Genomic DNA, 25026 nt, shown 5'->3' with positions numbered 1-25026 from the left:
CTTTTTACCCATACTCATATTAAGCCTCCCCAACCGTCAAGATGGTACCATCCATACTATATTCTGGGATGGGTAAGTTAAGCGGTGCCGGAACGCCACTATAGACGCGACCCGCTAGGTCATACTTAGACCCGTGACAAGGACAGAAAAATCCACCGTACCAGTCATTACCACCTAAGTCAGCAGCACCAACATCAGGACGGTAATTTGGTGCACAGCCTAAATGCGTACACACGCCTTCTACAACCAATACACTTGGTTCTAAAGAACGAGTAGGATTCGTACAGTATTCAGGTTGTAGTGATGCACTAGAATCAGGGTCAGATAATAATGGCTTTACTGATTCAAGCGTACCTAACATGTCTTCAGTGCGTTTGACTACAAAGATAGGTTTGCCGCGATATTTTACGACAATCATTTGTCCTTCTTCGATAGAACCGATATCTTGGGTAACTGCAGCGCCTGCAGCTTCTGCTTTAGCACTTGGATACCAAGAACGAACAAAAGGTGTCGCCACAGCAGCTACCCCAGCTGCACCAATCGCGGCAGTCGAGGCAATAAGAACTCTACGGCGTTGTACATTAACGCCTTCGGCATGGCTCATTAATACTTCCTCCAGGTGAATGAAATGGGATTATCCCACACTGGGTTTGTGACTTAGAAATTTACAATACCAATATATAAGCCACGTTAGCTGTGCCTAATTTTGCTAATTGTTGCTATTCTAAGCTATTTTGGTCATAAAATAAATTATTGTGTCAAAAATAAAACTACTCTGACAGCATATCTTTTCTAGCTGTAACCTTACTAAAAAGTTACAGCCAGTCTAAAACTAACATTTCATTATATTAAAATATGATTTTAACAATTACCCTAGAATCAATAAGGATATTCAAAGACCGAGAATGATACTTGAAATTACGGTAATGTTCACTAACTTTCCATACATTTACTACTATTTGTCTCATTAAGACATATTCAAGATAACTGACAACTATTTGTCTGTTTTTTGCCTAACAATACTATATTGATTGTCTTTATCATTTTGATTGACTAACCAAAAGCACTTCAATCATTTTCAAGGGCTTCCCAACGTTCAAGCTTATTCATCATTTCATCTTCAATGACTAACAGTCGCTCGCTTGCAACAGTTGCCGCCTCGAAGTCTTGAATGAACCATGAACCATCAGCCAATTTTTCTTGTAGCTGAATTTGCTCTTGTTCAAGAGCGGCAATCTCTTTTGGTAGATTATCAAGTTCGCGCTGATCATTATAGTTCAGCTTTTTTGCCGCTTTATTGGGCTTGGCTACTGCTGTCGACTTATTAGGAGACTTACTATTTTCAGCGCCTTTGTTAGTAGACTTAACTGCATTGGCTGCTTGTGCGCGATTCTTCTGTATCAGATATTCTTGGTAGCCACCGACATATTCTTTAACGATACCTTTGCCATCTTCATCTTGGTCAAACACCCAAGTAGAAGTGACTACGTTATCCATAAATGAGCGGTCATGGCTAATCAAAAGAATGGTACCGTTAAAGCTGCTGACGGACTCTTCTAACAGCTCAAGGGTGGCCATGTCCAAGTCGTTGGTTGGCTCATCAAGTACCAGGATATTAGCAGGTTTTAGCAGCTGTTTGGCGAGTAACACACGGTTACGCTCACCACCAGATAGGGCTTTAACTGGGGTACGTGCACGTTCTGGAGCAAATAAGAAATCTTGTAAATAGCTCATGATATGCGTCTTACGTCCACCAACCTCGATGAAATCTGAGCCTTCTGATACGTTTTGAGCAACAGTAGCTTCAAGGTCTAACTGATCTCGAAGCTGATCGAAAAATGCGATTTTTAAATTCGTGCCTAGCTCAACGCTACCACTTTTGGTCACTTCATCATCAGACATATCGAGTAGGGCTTTAATAAGCGTGGTTTTACCCGCGCCATTTGGTCCTATGATACCGATTTTGTCACCGCGCATAATAGTAGTCGTAAAGTTATCGACCAATACATTGCCGTTGTACTCAAGATGTAGATCTTTAACCTTACAGACCAGCTTGCCGCTTTTTTCACCTTCGCCCATCGTAATATTAACGTTACCGACTTGCTCGCGGCGGTCGCTACGTTCTTCACGGAGCGCCTTTAGTTCACGTACGCGGCCTTCGTTACGGGTACGACGCGCTTTAATGCCTTGGCGAATCCAAACTTCTTCTTGTGCTAGCTTTTTATCGAAGTTTGCGTTATTTTTTTCTTCTGCTAATAGCTGTTGCTCTTTGAGCTCTTGGTAACGTGCATAACCTGTTGCACCTTGAGTGACGTCATAGCTCGTTAATTGACCACGATCAAGCTCCACAATACGAGTAGAAAGCTTATCAACGAATGCTCTATCATGGGTGACAAACAGCAGGGTCAGGCCTTGCCAATCGAGCAAGAAACGCTCTAACCATTCAATACTATCAACGTCCAAATGGTTGGTTGGCTCATCAAGTAATAGCATATCAGGCTTCGTTACTAATGCACGTGCAAGCAGTACACGACGCTTACGACCACCGGATAGAGAGGATAAGTCATCTTCAGGGTCAAGTCCCATAGTAGTGATCAGACGAGTTGCTTCGCGTTCTAGATCCCAACCGTGAACGGCATCAATATCATGCTGCAACGTTGCCATACGCTCACAAGCATCCATATCACCATCTGCACATAGATTAGTCTGCTGGTTGTATTTAATCAATAGGTCAGCGGTACGACGACTTCCACCCATGACGATGTCTAATATTCTACCGCTAGTCTCAGGTACGTCCTGCTCAAGCATTGCTACGCTTGCACTACCGTTAATGATGACCTCACCACTATCAGGCTGCAATGAGCCGTTGATTAGTTTAAATAAAGTAGATTTACCTTCGCCATTGCGGCCGATCAAACAGACGCGCTCGCCTTCGTTGATGCTAAAGTCAATGCCATCGAGAACAGGAGCAACGCCAAAGGCGAGATGGATATTTTTTAAATGTATCAGTGCCATAAATTATCTTAAGCTTATATATAGTGGTGAAAGTGATGATTGAACGATAGTGATATAAAGGATGTTGCTAAATTGTCAGCAGTATAACATGCTGCCACACGACTTTAGCGTGAGCAAAGATTTTTTATCATGTCTATTATGGTTAAAGTACGAATATAAATGAGGTAATTTTCACTTTAGCACTATCATCTTATTAGTAACAATCATCATGACTAACCCCTCGTTAACTATAAATGACCTATAATATGAGACCTATACTATAAATAGTCATGACATTGAGAAAAGTATGAATACCGCATTAGAAAATATAGAAGACAGTACAAGCCAAAAAGATAGGATATCAGACCATTCTGAGCTATACACACAAATGGTTGAACTACAAATGAGTATGGCTCATCTTGAATTAACAATAGAGCGTCTTGATGAAGTGGTTACTCGCCAAGACAAACATATTCATACACTGCAGCGTCAGCTACAGCTGGTATACAAGCAAGTGGAAAGTCAAAGTGCTGACGATGGTATTGCGCCCTTTGATGTAATAGCAGATAGACCGCCACATTATTAAATTTGAGGAAATTACCTATTATTTATTTTGGTTTTTGGTAACTTTTTAATTAACTCAACTATATCTCTATAAATAGATATACCTGTTATTCTGTGACCAAACGGTCATAAATGAGAAATAATATATATTTTGTGTTGTCTTAACGTTCAAAAGACATTAACATCCTTCACCGAGGATACCACCTGCATAATGATGATTATCAGGAAGGTATGACAATGAGGACGTTTGGAGAAATATAATGGGCCCTAATTTTCATTTAAAAACACTTGTAGTAGCTGTTGCAGCCTTTTCTGTTGCTAGTATAGGTAACGCTGCTGGTCTTGATCGCTCAGGGCAAGATATCACTGCATTCTTACAAGACGGCCTATATGCAGAAGCCAGTTATACTTATATTGATGCTGATGTTAGCGGTAAAGATGCGACAGGAAATAAGGTTGGCGATATAGCAGAGTCTTATGACTTTTTTCGTTATGGTGTAAAAGCGGATATCAACGATACTTTTAGCGTTGGTATTTTATATGATGAGCCTTTTGGTGCAGCCGCTGACTATAGCGGTGATAATAATTTTGTGGACCAAAACCCTCTTTCTCCTAGAAATGGTGAAGGTACTAATGTAGAAGTTCGTACTGAAAGTATTACTGGTATAATTGGTGCAAAGTTAGGCGAAAATAAAAATTTCCAAGTTTATGGTGGTCCAGTCGCTCAACGTGTACAAGCCGATGTAAAATTACGCGGTACGAGTTATGGCCCAGCTAATGGTTATACCACGCGTATTGGTGCTGACCAAGATTATGGTTGGCTAGCTGGTATTGCTTATAGTAAGCCTGAGATTGCTCTAAAAGCTGCATTAACTTACCGTTCTGAAATTGATCACAGCTCACATGCTTTTGAAAGTTATCCTGCTGCACCGTTAATCGGTGGTTCGATCCCTCAAATTGCTGGCGGACCATTTACGTTTCCGTCAAGCAGAGGTGGTAATATTGATATTACTACTCCTGAATCAGTTAACTTAGACTTTCAAACCGGTGTTAACCCAACGACACTAGCTACTGCAAAGGTTCGCTGGGTACCATGGAGTGACTTTTCGATTGTACCACCACTATATAACGAGGTTAGTACGGCTAATCCTGCGTACCGTCCTGATGGTCTACCGCTAGTCAGCTATGATGATGATCAATGGGTTGTCGAGCTTGGTTTAGCCAAACGTCTAACGCCGGCATTAGCGGTTACAGGTAATATTGGTTGGGATAGTGGTGCTGGTAATCCAGTAACTTCTTTGGGTCCTATTGAGGGCTACTACAGTGCAGGCCTTGGTGCCAAATACAACGTGACTGAAAACTGGGCAGTCTCAGCGGGTGGCAAATACTTATGGTTTGGTAATGCAAAAGGCAAAACGCCAACCCAAGACATCGTTAGCAACTTTGAAGACAATGATGGTTATATACTAGGTGTTAAGATGTCTTATCAAGCCCAATAATATCTATATATCTGAATTTATTCTGATATATAGATAGTTAACTATGTTTATATCAATTTTTAATAATAAAAAAGCGATCCATGATGGATCGCTTTTTTTGTAGATAAATCTAAGTAAAAAAGGTAAATGAAGAAATCCTGCTGTTAGCACATTATTGATATTAAGAAGTCGATTCGATAAAGCTATATTGATATATAACCCTTAGCTACGATTGATTAAAGATATGGTTATAATTAAGAACTGTCCAGTCATATTAGAGAAATAAAGTACTTTAAGTGTTGTCTTAGTGTGAGAAAGCAATTACTATTCAAATTAGGAGACCGTTTAAATAACGAGCATAACGTGGTAAATATTATCACTGGCTAATTATGGTAACGGTAAAAACAACGAGGATGTTTGGAGATACACAATGCGCAATACTTTTCACTTGAAAACACTCGCGGTAGCAATCGCAACAATTTCTGTAGCTAGTTTATCTAATGCTGCTGGTCTTGATCGCTCTGGTCAAGATGTCACCGCATTCTTCCAAGATGGTACTTATGCTGAGGCTGTTTATACTTACATTGATGCTGACGTTAGTGGTTACGATAGTTCAAACAACAATAACAGCACTAACAACTATGTACGTGGTGATGAAACAGGTGACATCGCTGAGAGTTATGATTTTTTCCGCTATGGTGTAAAAACTGATATTAACGATACTTTTAGTGTTGGTATCTTATATGACGAGCCGTTTGGTGCCGCTGCTGAATACACTCAGAGTAATTTTGTGGCAGGTAATGATCTGGCTGCTTCAGCAGGCGCCTTGATCGCTGATGGTGTTGATCCTCAAACTGCAGGAGCAATAGCCACAGCTGAGTCAACTACGGCTGGAGAAAACACCAACGTTGAAGTACGTAGCCAGAGTTTAACAGGGCTTCTAGGTATGAAGTTTGGTGCTAACAAAGAGTTCCAAGTTTACGGTGGTCCAGTCGCTCAGCGTATTGAGTCAGAAGTAAAGTTGCGCGGATTAGCTTATGGTCTTGCGACTGGTTACACCTCAAACAGTAATCCTGATATGGATTATGGCTACATAGCAGGTATGTCCTATAGCAAACCTGAAATTGCTTTAAAAGCTGCATTGACGTATCGTTCTGAGATTGATCATGATATGAATATAGCCGAAACTTATCCTATAGCGGGAATTTTAACTCAAGCAGGCGCTTTACAACAAGGAGCTACTCCAGAGCAGGCCGCAGCTTTAGGTGCTGCAGCTGCAAATCGAAGCAGTAAGTACGAAATTACTACTCCAAAATCAGTGAATTTTGATTTCCAAACCGGTATCAATCCAACGACTTTAGCCACAGCAAAAGTACGCTGGGTACCATGGAGTGATTTCAAAATAACACCGCCACTATATAACGACGTTAGCAAAGCAAGTTACGGTCCTGATGGTCTAAGCTTAGTCGAGTATGATGACGATCAGTGGCAAGTAGAAGTTGGTGTGGCCAAGCGTTTAGCGCCAGCACTTGCTGTTAGTGGTACTGTCGGTTGGGATAGCGGTGCTGGTGATCCAACGACTTCATTAGGACCTATTGAAGGCTACTATAGCGTTGGTCTTGGTGCAAAATACAACGTCACCGAAAACTGGGCAGTCTCAGCGGGTGGTAAATACCTATGGTTCGGTGATGCCAAAGGTCAATTACCAACTGATAAAATCGTTGGAGATTTCCAAGACAATGATGGCTATATTCTGGGTGTGAAGCTTTCTTATCAAGATTACTAGTAGTTTCTTTATTTGCTAGTAACTGACTTTCAAAACAATAAAAAAGCGATCCATGATGGGTCGCTTTTTTTGTGCGTAAAAAAATCTCATAAATACATGAAAGTAATAGTACTAACAATTAATAAGAGTTGAGCGTTTGAGAGAGATAAAACAAACACTTTCTATTCGTATTTCTTATGCTGGCTTTGTTTTTGATAGGTTGATTTTAAATTATTACAACAACTATAAAGTATAGTACAGCCGATATCTAATAAGATGCAATATCGTCTCTGTCAGTAACTCTATTTAAATATAGTTGGTTCACTTTAAAACCGACACAGTGCTGCTAGGGTAAATTTTTTGCAGCATCGGGACACGCTTGCGAACAGTACTCAAGAAAAATTTATACCAGTAGCACGTGGCTATTAACATATCGATTTCGTTTCGAACTGACTATAGGATAGATATTTTTCAATAGACAATAAAAAACCCTCGCTACCATGATAGTAACGAGAGTTGTGATAACAACAAAATATGTCGATAGCTTACTTATCTAAGTTAAGCTCCATCTCTTCGAACTTCGCAATAACAGAAGGTTTAGGACCGCCAGTAGCCATACTGACTACGACGATAGCAATCGTACTTAATATAAAGCCTGGGACAATCGCGAATAACCAGCTACCAAGTTCAGTACCGTCAGCTAGAGTGAAGCCACCATAAATCCATAGGATAACGGTCAACGCACCAACGACCATGCCTGCAACAGCACCGTTACGGTTCATACCTTTCCACATTAGACTAATAATAACTAGTGGTCCAAATGCCGCACCAAAACCTGCCCAAGCATTAGACACTAGCTTTAGTACCGAGCTGTCCGGATCAGATGCGAGTAAGATTGATACCACAGCTACAGCGACTACTGATAGTCGGCCGACCAATACTTGGCGAGCTTCTGGTGCATCTTTATCAAAGAATAACTTATAGACATCTTTAGTTAGCGAGCTTGATACTACTAACAGCTGTGATGAGATAGTACTCATGATGGCTGCTAAGATAGCTGCTAATAAGAAGCCCGATACTAGGGGATGGAATAAAAACTGTGTAAACACTAGAAAGATAGTTTCAGGATCATCTAGGGTCATTGCTGTTTTTTGTACATAAGCACGACCAGCAAAACCAGTCATCAATGCACCAATTAAGCTCACAACCATCCAGCTCATACCGATATTACGTGCGGTTGGTACATCTTTAACCGAACGTATTGCCATAAAACGCACAATGATATGTGGTTGACCGAAATAGCCAAGACCCCATGCCATCAAAGAGATAATACCAATCACACTCATGCCACTAGTAATATCTAGCAGGCTTGGATCAATATTTCTCACTGCTGTAGTAGTCGCCGATATACCACCAAGATCGGTGAAAGCAACAACAGGCACAATCACCATCGCAAATAGCATGATGATACCTTGCACAAAGTCAGTCATTGAGACCGCTAAGAAGCCACCAAATAAGGTGTAAGCGACAACAACGCCAGCGGTAACCCAAAGACCAGTACTATAGGATAGGTTAAGTGAGCTTTCAAAAAGCTTACCGCCACCCACTAAGCTTGCAGCAGTATAGACGGTGAAAAATAAGATAATAACCACTGCTGATATGACACGTAGCATGTGCGACTTGTCTTCGAAGCGGTTAGCGAAATAGTCAGGTAGAGTAATTGCGTTATCAGCGACCTCGGTATAAACGCGAAGACGTGGTGCGACAATGATGTAGTTGAGCAAGGCACCAAGTGTTAAGCCAAGTGCAATCCAAACACTAACGACCCCGTCAGCATACATGTAACCGGGCAGGCCAAGTAATAACCAACCTGACATGTCTGATGCACCTGCTGACAAAGCAGTTACTGCTGGACCTAAGCTACGCCCACCAAGCATGTAGCCTTCAGTGTCATTTGCTTGTTTGAAGTAGGCATAGATGCCAATCCCAATCATTACCAAAAAATAGGCACCAAGCGATATTAGTACACCACTAGAAATTCCATTCATAGAAACTGTCCTTAACCAACTGTATTGGTTTTAATTATATTTAACTATAAAGTCTTATGATTAAAATACGATCTACAAAGACAAGAAAAGCCATTAAGTAGAACAAAATGGCTTTTTGCTTATAGTCAGTATTCACTTCTAGTTTTATATGATTGATGCTGTTTTCACCTATAACTTATTAAGTTATCAATAATCAATTAAATTACCTAATGTTAGTAGTTCTAACTGATCATCACGGACAAAATCAATCATTTAAAACTGTCAATTCTGCAATTTGGCTATATCTCTTATACAGAATATAACATGCAGAAGTCAGCAAAAATTAAACATAAAGCACCATTGTTAAACGTTATTACTGATGGTAGTTAAATCATCTATCTACTTATCATAGATAGATGATTGGCAAAAATAACTATATTTGCCATCATACCTTACCCAAACCATTCAGTAAGTGAGTATCAGTGTTGTTATGGTAACTATATGTTATAAAAGTAAACCTGTGCGTATTATAACGTATAGAGATTATAATTGCGAACAGCGCCTGTGCATATAGACTTCGAACTATTGATTAGATTTATGTCACGAATTGATCTGCTATCTTTACTGTCAGCTATACCTATTATTAGTCAATAGGCGCAAGCAATTCTAATAAAGCTTCAACGCTACTAGAACGCGTTAGTTTGGGATTAATGACCACCCCTAAATATCGTTGTAGTTCGATATTATCAGCCATATTGATACGTTCTAGATCTTGGCTGATAAGGGTTTGCGGCAATACCGACCAGCCAAGTCCAACGGATACCAACATGCGAATAGACTCAAGTGGATTTGTACTCATGGTCGCATAAGGTTTTAGATTATGTTTGGCGAATTCTGCTAGAGTAATTTGACTGGTAAAGGTGTTAGCAGAAGGTAAAATAGCAGGGTAATGTGCCAATTGCTCTAAGGTTACATTGGTTTTCGTCGCTAAAGGCGATAGTGCACCTGTCATAAAATATAGTGGGTCTGACCATAGGGTATGATAGGTGAGGCGCTTATCATAGACAGGCGGTAGTGTTAAAAAAGCCAGAGATAAATTGCCATCAAGGACGGCTTTATGCGCTTCTTCTGAGTCTACGAAATGAACTTCAAGCTGCACCGCAGGATAACTCTGGATAAAATCCTTCAACACTGGGGCAAGATGATGCAAGCCAATATGATGACTGGTACCAATGACTAATTTGCCAGAAACGATTTGCTTAGAATGTTGCAGGTTTATCTTAAAATTCTCGTAATCTTCTAGCCAGCGCTTCGCATGCGGTAGCATTTCACTGGCTGCTTGAGTCGGTACAATACCCCGACCTACGGTATCAAATAAGGTAATTTTAAACTCATCTTCTAGATTTTTGATGCGTTTGCTAACAGCAGGCTGGGTAATAAACAGCTTCTCTGCTGCGCCTGATATGCTACCTGTTTGCATAACGGTCACAAACGTCGTCAAATTAGTGGTATTCAAACCGATGTCCTTAGCTTGGATATAAGCTATAAATAAAAGTTGGCTTGCCTATTCATAATGTATTAGAAATAAAAGTTTGTGAATAGATAAAAATCATCAATTATTATTATAGAATTAGGCTGCTATAATCACAAGACATTGGGACACTTTTTGACATTTTTATTCTGATGGCTTTATAAATTACTGTTTCAGTAAAGAGCAATAAGTATAAGAACAAATAGGTAACCCTAAGAATTTGCAATAATTAACTCTCTATTTATGAAGTATAGGCAGAGATAAATACATAATAAGTAATTGGCAATTAATAAAGGATAGCAATATGGCTGGTCATACGTTATACGACAAACTCTGGAATGCTCATGAAGTCACAAAGCGTGATGATGGTTCGAGCTTGATTTATATTGACCGCCATCTATTGCATGAAGTGACTAGTCCGCAAGCATTTGAAGGCTTAGAGCTTGCCAATCGCGCTCCGTGGCGACTCTCGGCTAACATTGCCAGCCCTGATCATAACGTACCGACAGTGAGTAAAGAGCGTCTTGAGGGTGTGGCTGGTATCAAAGATAAAGTCTCACGCTTGCAGGTGGTTACTCTAGATGATAACTGCGCTAAGTTTGATATTGCAGAGTTCACCATTAATGATGCTCGTCAAGGCATCTTGCATGTGGTTGGTCCTGAACAAGGTCTGGTGCTTCCAGGTATGACAGTCGTATGTGGTGATTCGCATACGGCAACTCATGGTGCACTTGGTTGTCTTGCGCATGGTATCGGAACTTCTGAGGTTGAGCATGTACTTGCAACCCAGTGTTTAATTACCAAAAAAATGAAAAACATGCAAATTCGGGTCAATGGTAAGCTTGGCACTGGCGTAACCTCAAAAGATGTGGTACTTGCCATTATTGCGCAGATTGGTACAGCTGGTGGCAATGGCCACGCAATTGAGTTTGCAGGACAAGTGTTTGAAGATATGAGCATGGAAGGGCGCATGACGGTCTGTAATATGGCAATTGAAGCTGGCGCACGCGTGGGCATGGTAGCTGTAGATGACATAACGATTGATTATGTTAAAGGTCGTCCTTACGCACCAACGGATAAGCAGTGGGAACAAGCAGAAGCTTACTGGCGTACACTATATTCAGACGATGATGCAGTATTTGATACAGTTATTGAAATCGACGGTAGTCAAATTGCACCGCAAGTATCTTGGGGCACCTCACCTGAAATGGTCGTTGACATTACTCAGTCGGTACCAACCCCTGATCAAGCGGCTGATGAGTCGCAGCAAGAAGGCTGGTTACGCGCTTATACGTATATGGGCTTGCAAGCAGGGCAGCCAATCACTGATATTCAGCTTGATCGTATCTTTATTGGTTCTTGTACCAACTCACGTATCGAAGATTTGCGTGATGCAGCGGCAGTGATTAAAGGTCGTAAAGTTGCAAATACGATTAAAGAAGCTATCGTGGTGGCAGGATCTGGGCAAGTAAAACTGCAAGCAGAAGCAGAAGGTTTGGATACCTTGTTTACCGATGCAGGTTTTGAATGGCGTGAGCCGGGTTGTTCAATGTGCCTTGCGATGAATGCCGATAAGCTTGAGCCAGAAGAGCATTGTGCATCAACGTCCAACCGTAACTTTGAAGGTCGTCAAGGCACTGGTGGACGCACGCATTTGGTGAGTCCTGCGATGGCCGCTGCCGCCGCATTGGCTGGTCACTTTGTGGATGTGCGTACGTTTTAGTTGCTATATGCTAGTGTAATGCGCGTCAATTCTCTATGGATACGTGCATAGCGTTGCTTTTAATCGCCACTCAGTAGCGCCAATTAAAACAGCCACTTACTTCTAAATAAGAAATGTCATTTATAGGAAATTTTTATGCAAGCTTATAATACTCAAACAGGTATCGTTTGCCCACTTGATCGCGCAAACGTCGATACCGACCAAATTATCGCAAAACAGTTTTTGAAATCTATTAAACGTACCGGCTTTGGCGTCAATTTATTTGATGATTGGCGTTATCTTGATGAAGGCTATCCGGGCCAAGACAATAGCACACGCGTTATTAACCCAGACTTTGTCTTAAATAAGCCACGTTATCAAGGCGCAATTATTTTACTGTCACGCAGAAACTTTGGTTGCGGTTCTAGCCGTGAGCATGCGCCTTGGGCATTATCTGAATATGGCTTTCGTACGGTTATTGCCCCAAGTTTTGCAGATATTTTTTATAACAACTGCTTTAAGAATGGCATGCTACCTATTGTTTTAGATGAAGCAATTGTCGATAAGTTGATGAAAGAGACTTTGGAAAATGAAGGCTATGAGCTAACGGCAGACTTGGAGCGACAAGTCGTTATCAATTCAGTAGGACAAGAATATCCATTTGAAATTGATGAGTTTCGCAAGCATTGTTTGTTGAATGGTCTAGATGATATTGGTCTTACTCTGCAGCAGAGCGATGCCATTAAGGATTATGAAAATAAAATGATGCAACAGACGCCTTGGATATTTAATGAAGTCAAGGCATAAGCAACGAATCTTATTGGGCACTTAGCTGCAGCATTTAATAAAAGTAGATTGGTCAATAATACAACGTTGAGTTATGGTAACAAAATGGCTAGAATGAAAGGTAATTTGTTATCACTATGAAATAGTAGCCGTCATTATGAATAAAAAACGTATTGTTGTATTTACAAGTGCAGCTGTCGCAACAAGCTTGCTACTGTCAGGTTGTCAATTATTGACGGGCTACCAGCAAATAGATAAAGCAGAAAATGCTGAGAGATGGGCAGGTAAGATTGAGCCTATTGCTGGTGAAGTAAACATTGCCTGTGCAGGAACCTATCATTGTGAAATCATGCAAATCGACCAAACTTTAGTCATTGCGCCAGATACCCACAAACCAGTAGATCCTGCCATGCTGAGTGTTGAGCAAGTGGACTACGATAATATTGTTAACTCTAAATCAAGCAACATAATCGCACCGCTAAAGAGCCAAAAGTCTGTCAAGATCGTACCTTTATCCGCGTCTGGCATGCCTGGTATGACTAACTATTATGCACGGGTCAAGCCTGCAAAGCGTGAAGTGCATATAAATTTTTATCCCGAAAATAATATCGGTTATGTTGAACGCTTTGCGATGATTCATGAGTTTGTACAGCCAGATACTTATCTGTTACGTGCTTATCGCAAAAAATCCAATCAAGATACAGGCAGTTTGTTAGACACCGCTTCACCTAATCCTTTATGTATTGATCTTATTCAAGGCGATAGCATTAAGCGCCAGTTTTGCAAACAGATGAATACTGAAAGTCAGGGGGAGTTTGTAGAAAACAGCGTTATAAACCAAACAACAAAATCAAAGGCTAAGGTTTAGTACTGTATCATTTGAATAATTAATTTAGTGTCATATCTCACTAACATGAATCAAATCAAGCAATACTTTGCTCTTGTCTTTTTCCACTTTACCTACCAACAAGGATTAGTATGGCAACGATTTTAACATTAGCTGGTGATGGCATTGGTCCTGAGATTATGACCCAAGCCATTAATGTACTGCAAGCCGTCAATAAAAAATTTACGCTAGATTTGAATCTTGAGTCTGGATTGATTGGAGGTGCAGCTGTTGATGTAACTGGTGAGCCTTTACCAGAGGAAACGCTTAGTCGTGCACGTGCAGCCGACGCAGTGTTATTGGGAGCAGTTGGTGGTCCTAAGTGGGATGCTATAGAGCGCAGTAAACGTCCTGAACGTGGTCTGCTTAAAATTCGTGGTGAGCTTGGTTTATTCGCCAACTTGCGTGTCGCGAAACTTTATCCGCAGCTGGCTAATGCTTCTAGTATAAAACCTGAGATTATCTCAGGTTTAGATTTGCTCATTGTCCGTGAGCTAACGGGTGGTATTTATTTTGGTGAGCCACGTGGTATTCGTACTCTAGAGAATGGTGAGCAGCAAGGCTATAACACTATGGTGTATAGCACTAGTGAGATTCAACGTATTGGCAAGGTCGCTTTTGAGTTAGCAAAAACGCGTGCACAAGCAGCAGGTACAGCAGCCAAAGTCTGCTCAGTAGACAAAGCGAATGTGCTAGAGGTTACTGAGCTGTGGAAGCAGACGATGATTGAGATGCAACAATCGGACTATAATGATGTGGCGTTATCGCACATGTATGCTGACAATGCATGTATGCAACTGATTAAAGATCCTAAGCAGTTCGATGTCATGGTAACGGGCAATATGTTCGGCGATATTTTATCTGACGAAGCAGCTATGCTGACAGGATCTATTGGTATGCTGCCATCAGCTAGCCTTGATGAAAACGGCAAGGGTATGTATGAGCCTTGTCATGGCTCAGCACCTGACATTGCTGGACAAGATAAAGCCAATCCATTAGCCACGATACTTTCTGTCGCCATGATGCTGCGCTATACTTTTAAACAAGAACCAGCAGCACAAGCGATTGAACAGGCAGTCAGTGACGTCCTTGATGATGGCCTGCGTACGCTTGATATTCTAGATAGTAGTGAGGCGGGGCTAATCCAAGTTGGTTGCAAGCAAATGGGTGAGGCGGTATTAGCGAAGCTAGTATAAACCCACATTATTTGGAAACTAGACGGATACAGTTGAAGCTGACTATATCGGTTAGATTATAAATAATTTATATACATGCTAAAGTCGAATAAAGCCCACAAGCTGTCTAGCAGTTTGTGGGTTTTTTATGATCGAATAAATATTCGGCATAATAATCTATTGGGTTTTTTGCACTGTGTTATGGGAAAATTTCTGAAATATGGTCCATTTTTAACATAGAAACTATAAGATTAGATGTTTGTTAACATAAAACTGTTACATCAGAAAATGGTCCTGTGACATCATTATCCCTTTTAAAATAGTATGTAGAAATATACTTTTATAAAGAATAAAATTAGAAACAAATTAGTAATGATTTCGCTAAATGTTATTGTCAAAAACAAAAATAAGATAGTGATCTTAATATTTCATTAATAATCAATTGAGGAATGAAGCATGCATCAAATAACAAAAGTTAATTCTGCTATAGCGGCATTAGGGTTATCTGCCGTATTATTTGTAAATCCAAGTATTGCTGCAAATACTAATACTATTAGTACTGCCAATAAGGTTGCTAGTACTGATGCTAGTCCGGTCACCAATGGTGTCAGCCAAAATCTTACTGAGAATAGTAAGACTGCGAATTCGCTGAATAAGCTGCTACCTACTATCAAATACACAACGAATAATCTGCCAAAGTTTGCTCAGAAGGTTAATAGTTCCAGCTGGAAAAAAGGCGCAAACGTAAGCCGTAGTATGAGCACTAAGCTTCAGGCTTTGCTGAATTGGAATCAAAGTAGTGTCGGACCTGTGGATGGCTATTGGGGTAAGAACTCCATCAAAGCCATGCAAGCGTTTCAAAAGTCTCGTGGTCTGAAGGTGACGAATAATCTCAACGAAGAAACATGGCAAGCTTTAACTAAAAATAATAAGCTCATGTCACAACCTGTATTGGTTAGCTACAAGCTAAGTGATGCTGATGTAAATTTAAAAACCACCACTATTCCTGCTGGTGCAGAAGCCAAAGCTAAGCTTGAAGGTATGTACTACGAAAGCGTTATCGAAGCCTTAGCAGAAAAATTCCATATGAGTGAAAAGTATCTTAAAGAACTCAATCCAAACGCCAAGTTTAATGCCGGAGAGGGTATCACTGTTTATAATCCTGGCAACCCCAATACCAAGCAAGTTAGCCGAGTAGTGGCTGACAAAACAACTGAAACTTTATATGCTTATGATGAGCAGAATAATTTGGTTGCTAGTTATCCAACTACAGTAGGTAGCACGGCAACACCATCGCCATCAGGCAAACATACCGTTGAAGTCAAAGTGCATGAACCTAACTACACTTATACTGGCGATGATGGCAGTCAAGTTATTATCCCTCCTGGCCCTAATAATCCAGTAGGTGTGGTATGGATAGGGCTTAGTAAACCCTCATATGGTATTCATGGCTCGCCAGATCCAGCGCGCATTAGCAGACAAGCATCGTCAGGCTGTATAAGATTGACCAATTGGGACGCTTTAGCATTATTAGGTACAATCAAAAATGATGCGACGGTAGAGTTCAAGTAATACCACTTTTAAATAATGAGCTAAATCTATCAGTGATGCGTAAAAATTACTAGCCGTAACGCTTACGCATCTCTTTATCATTAACTTCAATTTTTGAAAATGAGATGAAGATTTTGCAATGATTTAAATATAGGCAAATGATTAGCCCTAGGAATTGCTAACGTTACAAAATGAAAACCCAGACATAAAAATACCGCTGAAGATTAGCGGTATTTTTTTATGCAAAATTAAGTAAAACAATGAGACGTTGCAAGAATAGGGACGTTGCAGAAATAGAGATATTGCAAAAATAATGTTAATTATTAAACGAGCTGCTATTTGTAGATAGTTATCTGCTGTAAGTCATAGCAATGGACAGTTTGTCGTTTTTGTTATTATTGTTATGGAGACCATTCAGTTTTATGTATCAACCAAATAACTAGTCCATTCAATAACCAGTTTAATAACTTAAAATCGAATAACTGTCGTCTTAGGAACAAGACATTATAAAAAAATTAGTTTTTGCCGCGATAAGTAATGCGACCTTTAGTTAGGTCATAAGGTGTCATTTCCACTTTAACTTTATCACCAGTTAAAATGCGAATATAGTGTTTACGCATCTTTCCTGAGATATGAGCAATAATCTCGTGTCCGTTTTCTAAACGAACTTTAAACAAAGTATTTGGAAGGGTGTCGATAACTTCACCTTCAAATTCAATAATATCGTCTTTGGCCATAATTTGTATCAATCAATGAAAAATAAGCCGATATTATACGTAAGTTTCAATATTAAAGCAACAAAACATTGTTTTTACTTGACACTGTGTAAGTGTTATGTATATTCGCCAATCCTAGCTAGGGCGTGTCTTCAATCTGAACAAGTGAACCTCTAATGGGCTAAAAATGGCTATATTTTCGTTACTCTTTGAAAATTTCTAGACAGTATGTTCATATTCTCTGCGAAATCTTCTTTGATTGACAAAAATCTATCTCATTTTTATTACCATTATCAAAATGAGGACATGCCCTATTTTCAGTCAGGCAGGTTGAGCCAAAGTGGGGTAAGAGGGGCCTGTGGCATCAGCTGCTGGTAGTGCTCAGGATAATAAGCGTTAATAAAATATAGGCCGTCACCGGATGCAGTAGGTGGAGCGATGGTGCGGTCTTTTTTTTCTAAAATAGATAAGAAGTCTGTAGGCTCAAGCTCATGTCTTCCAATCGCATATAAAGTACCCATTAGGTTACGTACCATATGATGTAAAAAACCATTCGCCTGAATGTCAAAAACGATAAATGCGCCATGGGCGAAAAGCTTGGCATGGCTGACAGTACGTATGGGCTGATTAGATTGGCAAGCTGCAGCACGATAGCTACTAAAATCATGAGTCCCAGCAATATCAGCCGCTGCAAGCTGCATCGCCGCTAAATCTAGAGGTTCGTGAATATGGGTGACTTGATGATTGAGTATGGCAGGACGTGCAGCTTGATTGAGTGTAATGTAACGATAACGGCGAGCAATAGCGCCAAAACGGGCATGAAAGTCTGCTGGCATAGGTTGGACCCAGCGTAAGGCAATATCATTAGGCAATAGGCTGTTAACACCGCGTAGCCAATTATGAGTCGGGCGGTAAGCGTGGGTGACAAAATGCGCAATCATATTGCTGGCATGGACACCAGCATCAGTACGACCTGCCGCGACCACTTCAACAGATTCATTGGCAACAGTGCTAATGGCTTTTTCTAGTGCCTCTTGTACTCCAAGCACCTCTTTTTGACGTTGCCAGCCCCGATAATTAGTTCCTAAAAACTCGATGGCAATGGCCAAGTTATAAGTAGGGTTGTCTTGTTTTTCAGCTTCCATTGGTCTCTCAACTTCCATTAATCTCTTAATTTCTCTAGTAGGCGTAGTGTTCGGGGCAGGTGCTTGTCGTTTTACTTGGTAATATTGTTCAACGATTTTTTCTTATTGCTGTTCCTGACTGATTGACAGTATATGTCCAGCGTTGTCTTCTTCGTGCAGGTGTGTCATAGCGTAGCAATAGCCATAACAATCGCGCATAGATAGCAGGAATGGTTAAGCGCCCACCAGCAATGACATGGTAATCATATTGCCAACTACCCGCAGCATAACTGTCGCTGACCCCGCCAAATGGACATTGGCTAGCGCATACCACCATATGACCATGCTCGTACGCACGTTGCAATGCTTCGGCTAAATCTTTGGAGTGAGGAACATTGCCAGCGCCGAAACCTAATAATATTATCCCGCATGGTGGCTGGGTCAATAGCGCTTCTAGCTGCGTACTCAAGATATCAGGAATATTAGGTAGACAATATATCGCATGGATATTCGCTTGTTCTGCACGGGTTTGAATATCATTCTTAACAGCTATTTGGTCATCAAGCCAATGTTGACGGCGCGTGTCTGGTAGCTGCTTTATATAACTGTTATTTGGGTAGCCAGCACGAGTATGACCGGTAAAAGCCATAAAATCATGACTATGAATTTTTTGTACTGTTTGTGCGGGCCATGACTCACCGCCAAAGCTTATCTTAACGCCAGACTCTCCAGCAGCAGCTAGACGTAAAGACTCGCTGAGATTATTCCATGCATCACTATTTGCATCTACCGTATAGGTCTGTAATACATCGCTATCTAACAATGGGCGCATACTACCAGTGACCACCAAACACATATCCGTGCCTGCAAATGCCTCCGCTAGAAACGCGCCAAGATAACTTAAAGTATCTGTACCTGTGATTAGTACAAACTGACGTTGACCTTGTGCATAGGCATCTAATAACAGCTCATAGAAATGCACAAAGTCGTTTGAGGTTAGCTGGCTACTGTCTTTAATCAGCTTATTATCTAACCACGAGACTTCTGGCAACTGATTTGTTTGATTGTGCTCAGTAAGTAGCTCTTGTAAAGCAGGCAAGAAGATATCGGCATCTAAAGGAGCTAATGGGCGCCCGTAACTACCAAAAGTACCACCAGCGTAAATAAGCTGAATAGTATTAAATGATCGATTTGATAATGTTGAAGATGATGGCATGAGATTACCGCATTAAGGTTAAGTAATAAGAATAACAGTAGGGGTAATATAAATGATAAACCGTAAAATAGAAACAAGCATCCTATTTTCATAAGATGCTTGGTGATGAACAATATAATGGTTTAAGAGATTGATAGTATAGTCAATTCAAAATAAAAAGAGCACACCTATGACAATGTCATGCTGGGATGGTCTCGGGCTGGTATAAATTTTACTTGCTTGCTATGTGCGAAGTAATACAGAGACTTCAAAAATTTATTCCAGCAGTACTGTAGCCCTATTAATATGAATGAATTATAAAGCTAAAATTACTGGCCCTAACTATATCTTAAGCTGTACGCGCCAGCATCTCTTGTGCTTGATTCTGCTGTTCACTGTTACCTTGAGTAATGACTTCGTTAAGTAAGCGTTTGGCACTATCGTACTCACCCAGCTGTAAATACTGACCAGCTAAATCCAGTGTTACTTGATTACTGTCCAAGGTATTTACAAAATCAAAGTCTGTGGCAAATTGAGCTGCAAAATCAATCTCTTGAGATACAAGTGTATGGATATTTGCATTGTCATCAACAAGGCTTACATTGTTTTCACTCTCTACTGGCATGCTAACAGACGGTGAGTTTACGACTGAATCAAAATCAAACTCGTCATCTATTGCTAAACTATCTTCTATGCTTTGATTATTGAGTACTTTGTCATCATGCGTTTCATTCTTCAAAGTTTCAGTAGTAGAGACTTCATCATCTAAGAAAAGTGTAGTTGTATCAATGTCTATTTCCGACACTTCATTGACTGCTGCAGGTTGTGTGTCATCGCTAATAGAAAACTCATCTTTGACAGTCGTTGTGTCAAGTTGTGCCAACGTATCTTCAACATCGTTCTCTAGTACGTTATCGTTATCAAGTACAATGGCATTGTCGCTAGTACTTTCTTGAATGTCCAGCGTATCCATACTAAGCGTACTGTTCTCAGCCAATGGGCTATCTTCACTTTCTAAAAGTAGTGCAAAATCTTCGCTATTAGTTTGAGCGCTATTCTCTAAAAAATCAGTACTGTTTGTCTCTTCAACCAAGTCATCAAGTTCTAAAACAAAATCATCATCTGAGCTGATATGTTGTGACTGACTATCTTGTGCTTGCACATCATCGACAAAGTTTAATTCTGATATGTTGCTATCATCTGACATTAAATCGAAATCAAGCATAAAATCGTCATCGACGTTTATATTCTTATTTTTACTAACATCATCAATAGCAATAGGTTCTGCGGGCGTTTTTGCGACGCTTGTCTCTTTAGTTATGTCAAAATCATTATCGTCGCTAGTTGTAGATTCTAAGTTGTTAACTTCTACATTTTCTGTTGCTAAATCATCCAATGTGAGATCAAAACTATCTTCATTACTATCAACATGATCTTCGGATACAGTTGATTCAGATTTAGTTTCTTCTGAAATTGTCATGTTAAAATCTAAAGACATATGGTCTATAGCAGCATTACTACTCGCAGATGGTAATGTCTTATCACTACTATCTGATAACGTAATCTCATCTGTCAGAGTTAGACTATCATTTATAGTCGATTCAACAGCAAACGATGACACAGGTGAGGATAGTGTTTGCTCTTGATCTAATAACGCTTTAAGTTGATCTGCATCATTTATAGCTGTCGTATCATCAGACAACTTGATAACGTTATATGTTTTAGTGAAATCGTCATGTTGATTAGTGATAGCGTAGATGTTTAGCAGCTTGAGTAATAATTTAGAATCTTGAGGTTTTTCTATTAATCCTCTTTCTATACTCTCAATCGCTTTATCATAACGCTGTTGATCCATAAAACGTTGGGCAACAGCTAAAGGATCAAATTTAGTAGCATTTTGCTGAGCAGAGTTTTGATTAGAGCCTGTAGATGCTGTTTTTAGTTTTGACGTTGATGCATGAGCAGCTAAATTTTTATCAGTTTCTTTCGAGTTCTGAGTAGTCGATTTTTGAGCCTTATTTTTGCGTAGCACGAGTACCGCTACCAATAAAACGACCACCAGACCTATAATGATATATAGCATACTATCCATAAATACTCCCAAGCCTACGAGCACTGTTTACAGCAATTGATGCTGAGCAGCTAGGCAATTATTGATTGCGTAATTTTTTGAGTCGAGCTTCAAGCTCAGCCAGTTTTTGGTTTTGTAGTTGTAATTTTTTAGCATAGCTACCAAGGGTACTATTGGCCGCTGCTACTCGTTTAGCTTGCTCAGCGGTATGCTGACGCGCCGATTTGAGTGTAGCCAAGATATCTGTGCTTAAGCCATTGCCAGTTGCAGCAGCCGCTTTAGTTTGAGTGCCATCGGCACTACCGTCGCGACCAGGTGCAACAACAGAAAAACGTGCCTTTGGTAAAGTTTTGGTAGCAACTTGAGAGGGCTTATCCGAACGTTCAGATGCTGTTTTTGATTCTGACGGTGTTCTCTTAGAGGCTATGGCTTTTGCGTTGCTAGCAGATTCTACTGCTGTTGGTTTTTTCTCATGAGTTTTCTTCGTTCTAGATGGGTTAGTCTGCAGATAATATTGTCTTTGAGCTGCAATGGCAGTTTGTAGGCTCTGCTGTGAAGGCACTGTGTCATAGCTGGGCAGACTAAGCTCAGCATTTGCCTTTAGTAAGTCAGCATCTTGTGCAATAAAAGCGTCAGGATTTTGCGCTTTAATTTGTTTCATGACAGTTGGTACATCGAGGTTGTTTTGCTGTGCAATCTGTTGAGAGATGATCCAAAGGTTGTCATTACGTTGTACAGTATAACTCGTCGTTGCTGTGCTTGTATTACCTGACATCGGAGCTGCGACTGTCATACCAGCATTATTATTATGGTTATCGTTTGAGGTAGTATTGGCAGAGGAGGGCAGCGAAGCTTTGGATGGCGTGCTTTTAGCTTCAATATTGTTTGCAAATGGTATTGGTTGACTTGCTTCATTATTGATAGCGTCTTCTTTCAGCTGAATCTGCCGAGTCACTTGGATATTTAAAATATCGACCTGTTTATTTATATTGCCGGTAGCGCCAATAGCATCAGCTGTCGGCACACTATTGCCTAGCGCACTATTTTTTTGTCCATTGTTATTATTGGTGGTCGAACTAATATTGGGAGCAGCAGCGTCTTCTAAGTTATTTATGTTCAAATGATCTATTTTATCTGCTTTTCCAACGTTACTATTATTTGCTATTAAGTTCGTATCTCTCAAAGTACTGCTACTGTTTGAGCTATTGCCATTTAAGCTATTGTTAGAGAAGTCTGTTGCTTTCGTCACCTGCGAAACATTGGCGTTTGCAATCGCTGTGTTTGAAGTTTGAGACCCTGGTAAGGTTGGTACATTGACAGCACTCATAACTGGTAACGTCTTAACGTTAGATGTTTGAAGCGAATTGGTTTCTGGCAACGATGGCGTCGATACCGATGCTTGCATACTCGGTGACGTAAATAGCGGTGGCGGTGCGCCGCGTCTAACAGTTAACGGTTTGGAGTTAGAGTTTGACACTACTGGTAGATTCGGTTTTTTTGTACCTGACATAACTCGATTAGGCTGCTTAATCGGAACATTGTTACCAAGTGGCATAAGTAAAGTCTTAGGTACTACATTGCGCTGACCATTGTCATTTATTGCCAGTACTACATCTGCAAATGGCATTGATACCGGTTGTGAGGTATTAATAAGCAGTTGACCAGTAGTGGCAGAAGTTGCTACAAACCTTACTGCCATTGATGCTGTTGGGGTTAGCCCCATCTGTTGATAAACGACAGGACTTGCAAGACTGGCGGCAAAATCCTTAGCATTAATGTCAGTTACTGTAATACTTGCAGTCAAAGGTTCGTGCTGCGCAGAGGTAATAATTGTTTTACCCATAGTGGCTGCTTGTGCAACAGGTAGCAACACTACAGAGCTCACAGAACAAAGTAGTGCTATTGACATCGCGTGATGAATATTGGTCAATCGATGAGGTAAATGCCAAGACATGCGCAGCCCTTTTATAGTGTCTTATGAGAATAACTAATAACAGTACTCTTTATAATGGTGTAATAGCTATCCGTATTTTTAGCAAAATAATGTTCAGTTTACCATTTATTTCGTAGTGTTCATTACCAACATCACCAAGCGATGAGTGAGATTTAAATTTATTAAAAAGCTTTTTTATCCAACAACATGGCATCCCCATAACTAAAAAAGCGGTACTGATGGCTAATTGCGTGTTGATAAGCCTGTTCAATAGCTTCTTTACCTGCAAATGCGGATACAAGCATTAGTAAGGTAGATTTGGGTAAATGGAAATTGGTTATTAAACGATCAATAACGCCAAATTTAAAACCAGGATATATAAATATGTCCGTATCTCCTGACCAAGTGGCAACAGATTGGCCATTATTTGCCGTTTTTTGATAAGCAGTCTCTAGAACACGTGCAACAGTCGTGCCAACAGCGATAACCTTATTACCCTTTGCATGGGTTTGATTAATCAAATCTGCGGTTGCTTGTGGCAGGTGTGCATATTCGCTGTGCATAGTATGATTAAGCAGGTTTTCTGTCTTAACTGGCGCAAATGTGCCAGCACCAACATGCAAAGTGACAAAGGCTGTATTAATACCTTTATTAGCCAAAGCTGACAGCACAGTTTCATCAAAATGTAGACTGGCTGTAGGAGCAGCTACGCTGGCAAGTTTGGCTGGATCATGAAATATCGTTTGATAACGAGTATTGTCAGTCGCATCGGCATGGCGCTCAAAATAGGGTGGTATTGGCAACTCACCATAAAGCTCTAAATCAGGCAAAACAGGGGCATCGAAGGCTAAGATAAATAAGTTGTCTTGACGACCAATCATCTCACAGCTCATACGCTCGTCAGCTAGCCATAAGCGTTGTCCAAGCTTTGGCGCTTTACTGGCTTTAACATGACCTAATGCGATGTTTGAATACGTAGCTAATGTTTCATTGTTTATATCAACATTGTCTTTTAATCCTGAGCTATCTACCAAACGCTCAATCAGTACTTCAACGCGCCCTCCAGTGTCTTTTTTACCGAATAGTCGCGCTTTCATTACCTTAGTATCATTAAAGACAATAAGATCACCGGCACTGAGCAAGGATGGCAATGCCGTAAACAAGTGGTCTTGAGGCTGACTTGGTTGTTCTTTGTGATCTATAGCTGGCAGATAAAGCAGCTTGGAGTCTGAGCGTTGGGCCAAGGGATAGCGGGCGATTAACTCGTCAGGTAGCTCATAATCATAATCAGCAACGCTTAGATAAGTCAGTGGGGCATCGTTGTGTTTAATATCATTCATATTGGTATCGTTGTCTATATTAGGATTGGCGGTTTTAGAACTGAAGTTGCTCATAATGCATGATGAAGGCAGTTAAAAATTTTGGCATAAGTTTAGCAGAAACGGGATAATAGCGTGAAAAATTCCTAATGGCTTTTAACTATTATGCCTACTATAAAAATAGCCTAAGCAATCTTATATTGATTACT

The 25026-nt window shown here is 40.4% G+C and carries 18 protein-coding genes; 8 read left to right on the top strand and 10 right to left on the bottom strand.

The features are described from left to right. Window positions 1-19 precede the first annotated feature (19 nt). Both petA and AK825_RS09145 read right to left on the bottom strand, forming a co-directional pair. Complete coding sequence (petA, locus tag AK825_RS09150) at window positions 20-604, bottom strand: ubiquinol-cytochrome c reductase iron-sulfur subunit (protein ID WP_068036502.1); 585 nt, start codon at window positions 602-604, stop codon at window positions 20-22. Window positions 605-1068: 464 nt separating this feature from the next. Continuing rightward, window positions 1069-3015 (bottom strand): ATP-binding cassette domain-containing protein, encoded by a 1947-nt coding sequence (locus AK825_RS09145; protein WP_068036497.1) that lies wholly within the window; start codon window positions 3013-3015, stop codon window positions 1069-1071. Between the two features lie 286 nt (window positions 3016-3301). On the opposite strand from AK825_RS09145, the gene AK825_RS09140 reads away from it, so the two are divergent. From AK825_RS09140 to AK825_RS09130, 3 genes are all read left to right on the top strand, one after another. Continuing rightward, entirely contained in the window at window positions 3302-3580 is a 279-nt protein-coding gene (locus AK825_RS09140; protein ID WP_068036496.1) for a SlyX family protein, read from the top strand. A gap of 238 nt (window positions 3581-3818) precedes the next feature. Beyond that, window positions 3819-5057, top strand: a complete 1239-nt coding sequence (locus tag AK825_RS09135) for an outer membrane protein transport protein (RefSeq protein ID WP_068036495.1) — start codon at window positions 3819-3821, stop codon at window positions 5055-5057. Window positions 5058-5466: 409 nt separating this feature from the next. After that, complete coding sequence (locus AK825_RS09130) at window positions 5467-6822, top strand: outer membrane protein transport protein (protein WP_068036494.1); 1356 nt, start codon at window positions 5467-5469, stop codon at window positions 6820-6822. Between the two features lie 524 nt (window positions 6823-7346). On the opposite strand, the gene putP is transcribed toward AK825_RS09130, so the two are convergent. Next, the gene (gene putP / locus AK825_RS09125) at window positions 7347-8849 is read right to left on the bottom strand and encodes a sodium/proline symporter PutP (protein ID WP_068036492.1); all 1503 of its coding nucleotides are present in this window, start codon (window positions 8847-8849) and stop codon (window positions 7347-7349) included. A gap of 622 nt (window positions 8850-9471) precedes the next feature. Then, entirely contained in the window at window positions 9472-10344 is an 873-nt protein-coding gene (locus tag AK825_RS09120; protein WP_068036490.1) for a LysR family transcriptional regulator, read from the bottom strand. Between the two features lie 319 nt (window positions 10345-10663). Here AK825_RS09120 and leuC point away from each other — a divergent pair, with 319 nt between their 5' ends. The 5 genes from leuC (at window position 10664) to AK825_RS09095 (ending at window position 16480) form a co-directional block, all read left to right on the top strand. Further along, entirely contained in the window at window positions 10664-12082 is a 1419-nt protein-coding gene (gene leuC / locus AK825_RS09115) for a 3-isopropylmalate dehydratase large subunit (RefSeq protein ID WP_068036488.1), read from the top strand. A 135-nt stretch (window positions 12083-12217) separates the two neighbouring features. After that, the gene (gene leuD / locus AK825_RS09110) at window positions 12218-12868 is read left to right on the top strand and encodes a 3-isopropylmalate dehydratase small subunit (protein WP_068036486.1); all 651 of its coding nucleotides are present in this window, start codon (window positions 12218-12220) and stop codon (window positions 12866-12868) included. Window positions 12869-13004: 136 nt separating this feature from the next. Then, window positions 13005-13715 carry a hypothetical protein gene (locus AK825_RS09105; RefSeq protein ID WP_068036484.1) on the top strand — a complete coding sequence of 237 codons (711 nt, stop codon included), beginning with the start codon at window positions 13005-13007 and terminating at the stop codon, window positions 13713-13715. Window positions 13716-13825: 110 nt separating this feature from the next. Further along, window positions 13826-14929 carry a 3-isopropylmalate dehydrogenase gene (gene leuB, locus AK825_RS09100; protein WP_068036482.1) on the top strand — a complete coding sequence of 368 codons (1104 nt, stop codon included), beginning with the start codon at window positions 13826-13828 and terminating at the stop codon, window positions 14927-14929. Window positions 14930-15364: 435 nt separating this feature from the next. Then, on the top strand, window positions 15365-16480 hold the full coding sequence (locus tag AK825_RS09095; protein WP_068036478.1) for a L,D-transpeptidase: 1116 nt from the start codon (window positions 15365-15367) through the stop codon (window positions 16478-16480). Window positions 16481-16974: 494 nt separating this feature from the next. Here the strand turns inward: AK825_RS09095 and infA are convergent, their stop codons facing one another. The 6 genes from infA to queA form a co-directional block, all read right to left on the bottom strand. Beyond that, window positions 16975-17196 (bottom strand): translation initiation factor IF-1, encoded by a 222-nt coding sequence (infA, locus tag AK825_RS09090; RefSeq protein ID WP_068036477.1) that lies wholly within the window; start codon window positions 17194-17196, stop codon window positions 16975-16977. A gap of 296 nt (window positions 17197-17492) precedes the next feature. Then, complete coding sequence (gene truA, locus AK825_RS09085) at window positions 17493-18338, bottom strand: tRNA pseudouridine(38-40) synthase TruA (RefSeq protein WP_227514044.1); 846 nt, start codon at window positions 18336-18338, stop codon at window positions 17493-17495. Between the two features lie 70 nt (window positions 18339-18408). Further along, complete coding sequence (locus AK825_RS09080) at window positions 18409-19515, bottom strand: asparaginase (protein WP_068036476.1); 1107 nt, start codon at window positions 19513-19515, stop codon at window positions 18409-18411. Between the two features lie 328 nt (window positions 19516-19843). Continuing rightward, window positions 19844-21586 carry a FimV/HubP family polar landmark protein gene (locus AK825_RS09075; RefSeq protein ID WP_068036474.1) on the bottom strand — a complete coding sequence of 581 codons (1743 nt, stop codon included), beginning with the start codon at window positions 21584-21586 and terminating at the stop codon, window positions 19844-19846. A 58-nt stretch (window positions 21587-21644) separates the two neighbouring features. Beyond that, the gene (locus tag AK825_RS09070; protein WP_068036472.1) at window positions 21645-23519 is read right to left on the bottom strand and encodes a hypothetical protein; all 1875 of its coding nucleotides are present in this window, start codon (window positions 23517-23519) and stop codon (window positions 21645-21647) included. Between the two features lie 161 nt (window positions 23520-23680). Beyond that, window positions 23681-24838, bottom strand: a complete 1158-nt coding sequence (queA, locus tag AK825_RS09065; protein ID WP_068036470.1) for a tRNA preQ1(34) S-adenosylmethionine ribosyltransferase-isomerase QueA — start codon at window positions 24836-24838, stop codon at window positions 23681-23683. Window positions 24839-25026 lie beyond the last annotated feature (188 nt).

Origin of the sequence: Psychrobacter sp. P11G5 (genome assembly GCF_001593305.1) — a bacterium.
GTDB lineage: Bacteria > Pseudomonadota > Gammaproteobacteria > Pseudomonadales > Moraxellaceae > Psychrobacter.
The sequence above is the reverse complement of the archived record's forward strand: the minus strand, read 5'-3'. Positions and strand labels throughout refer to the sequence as shown.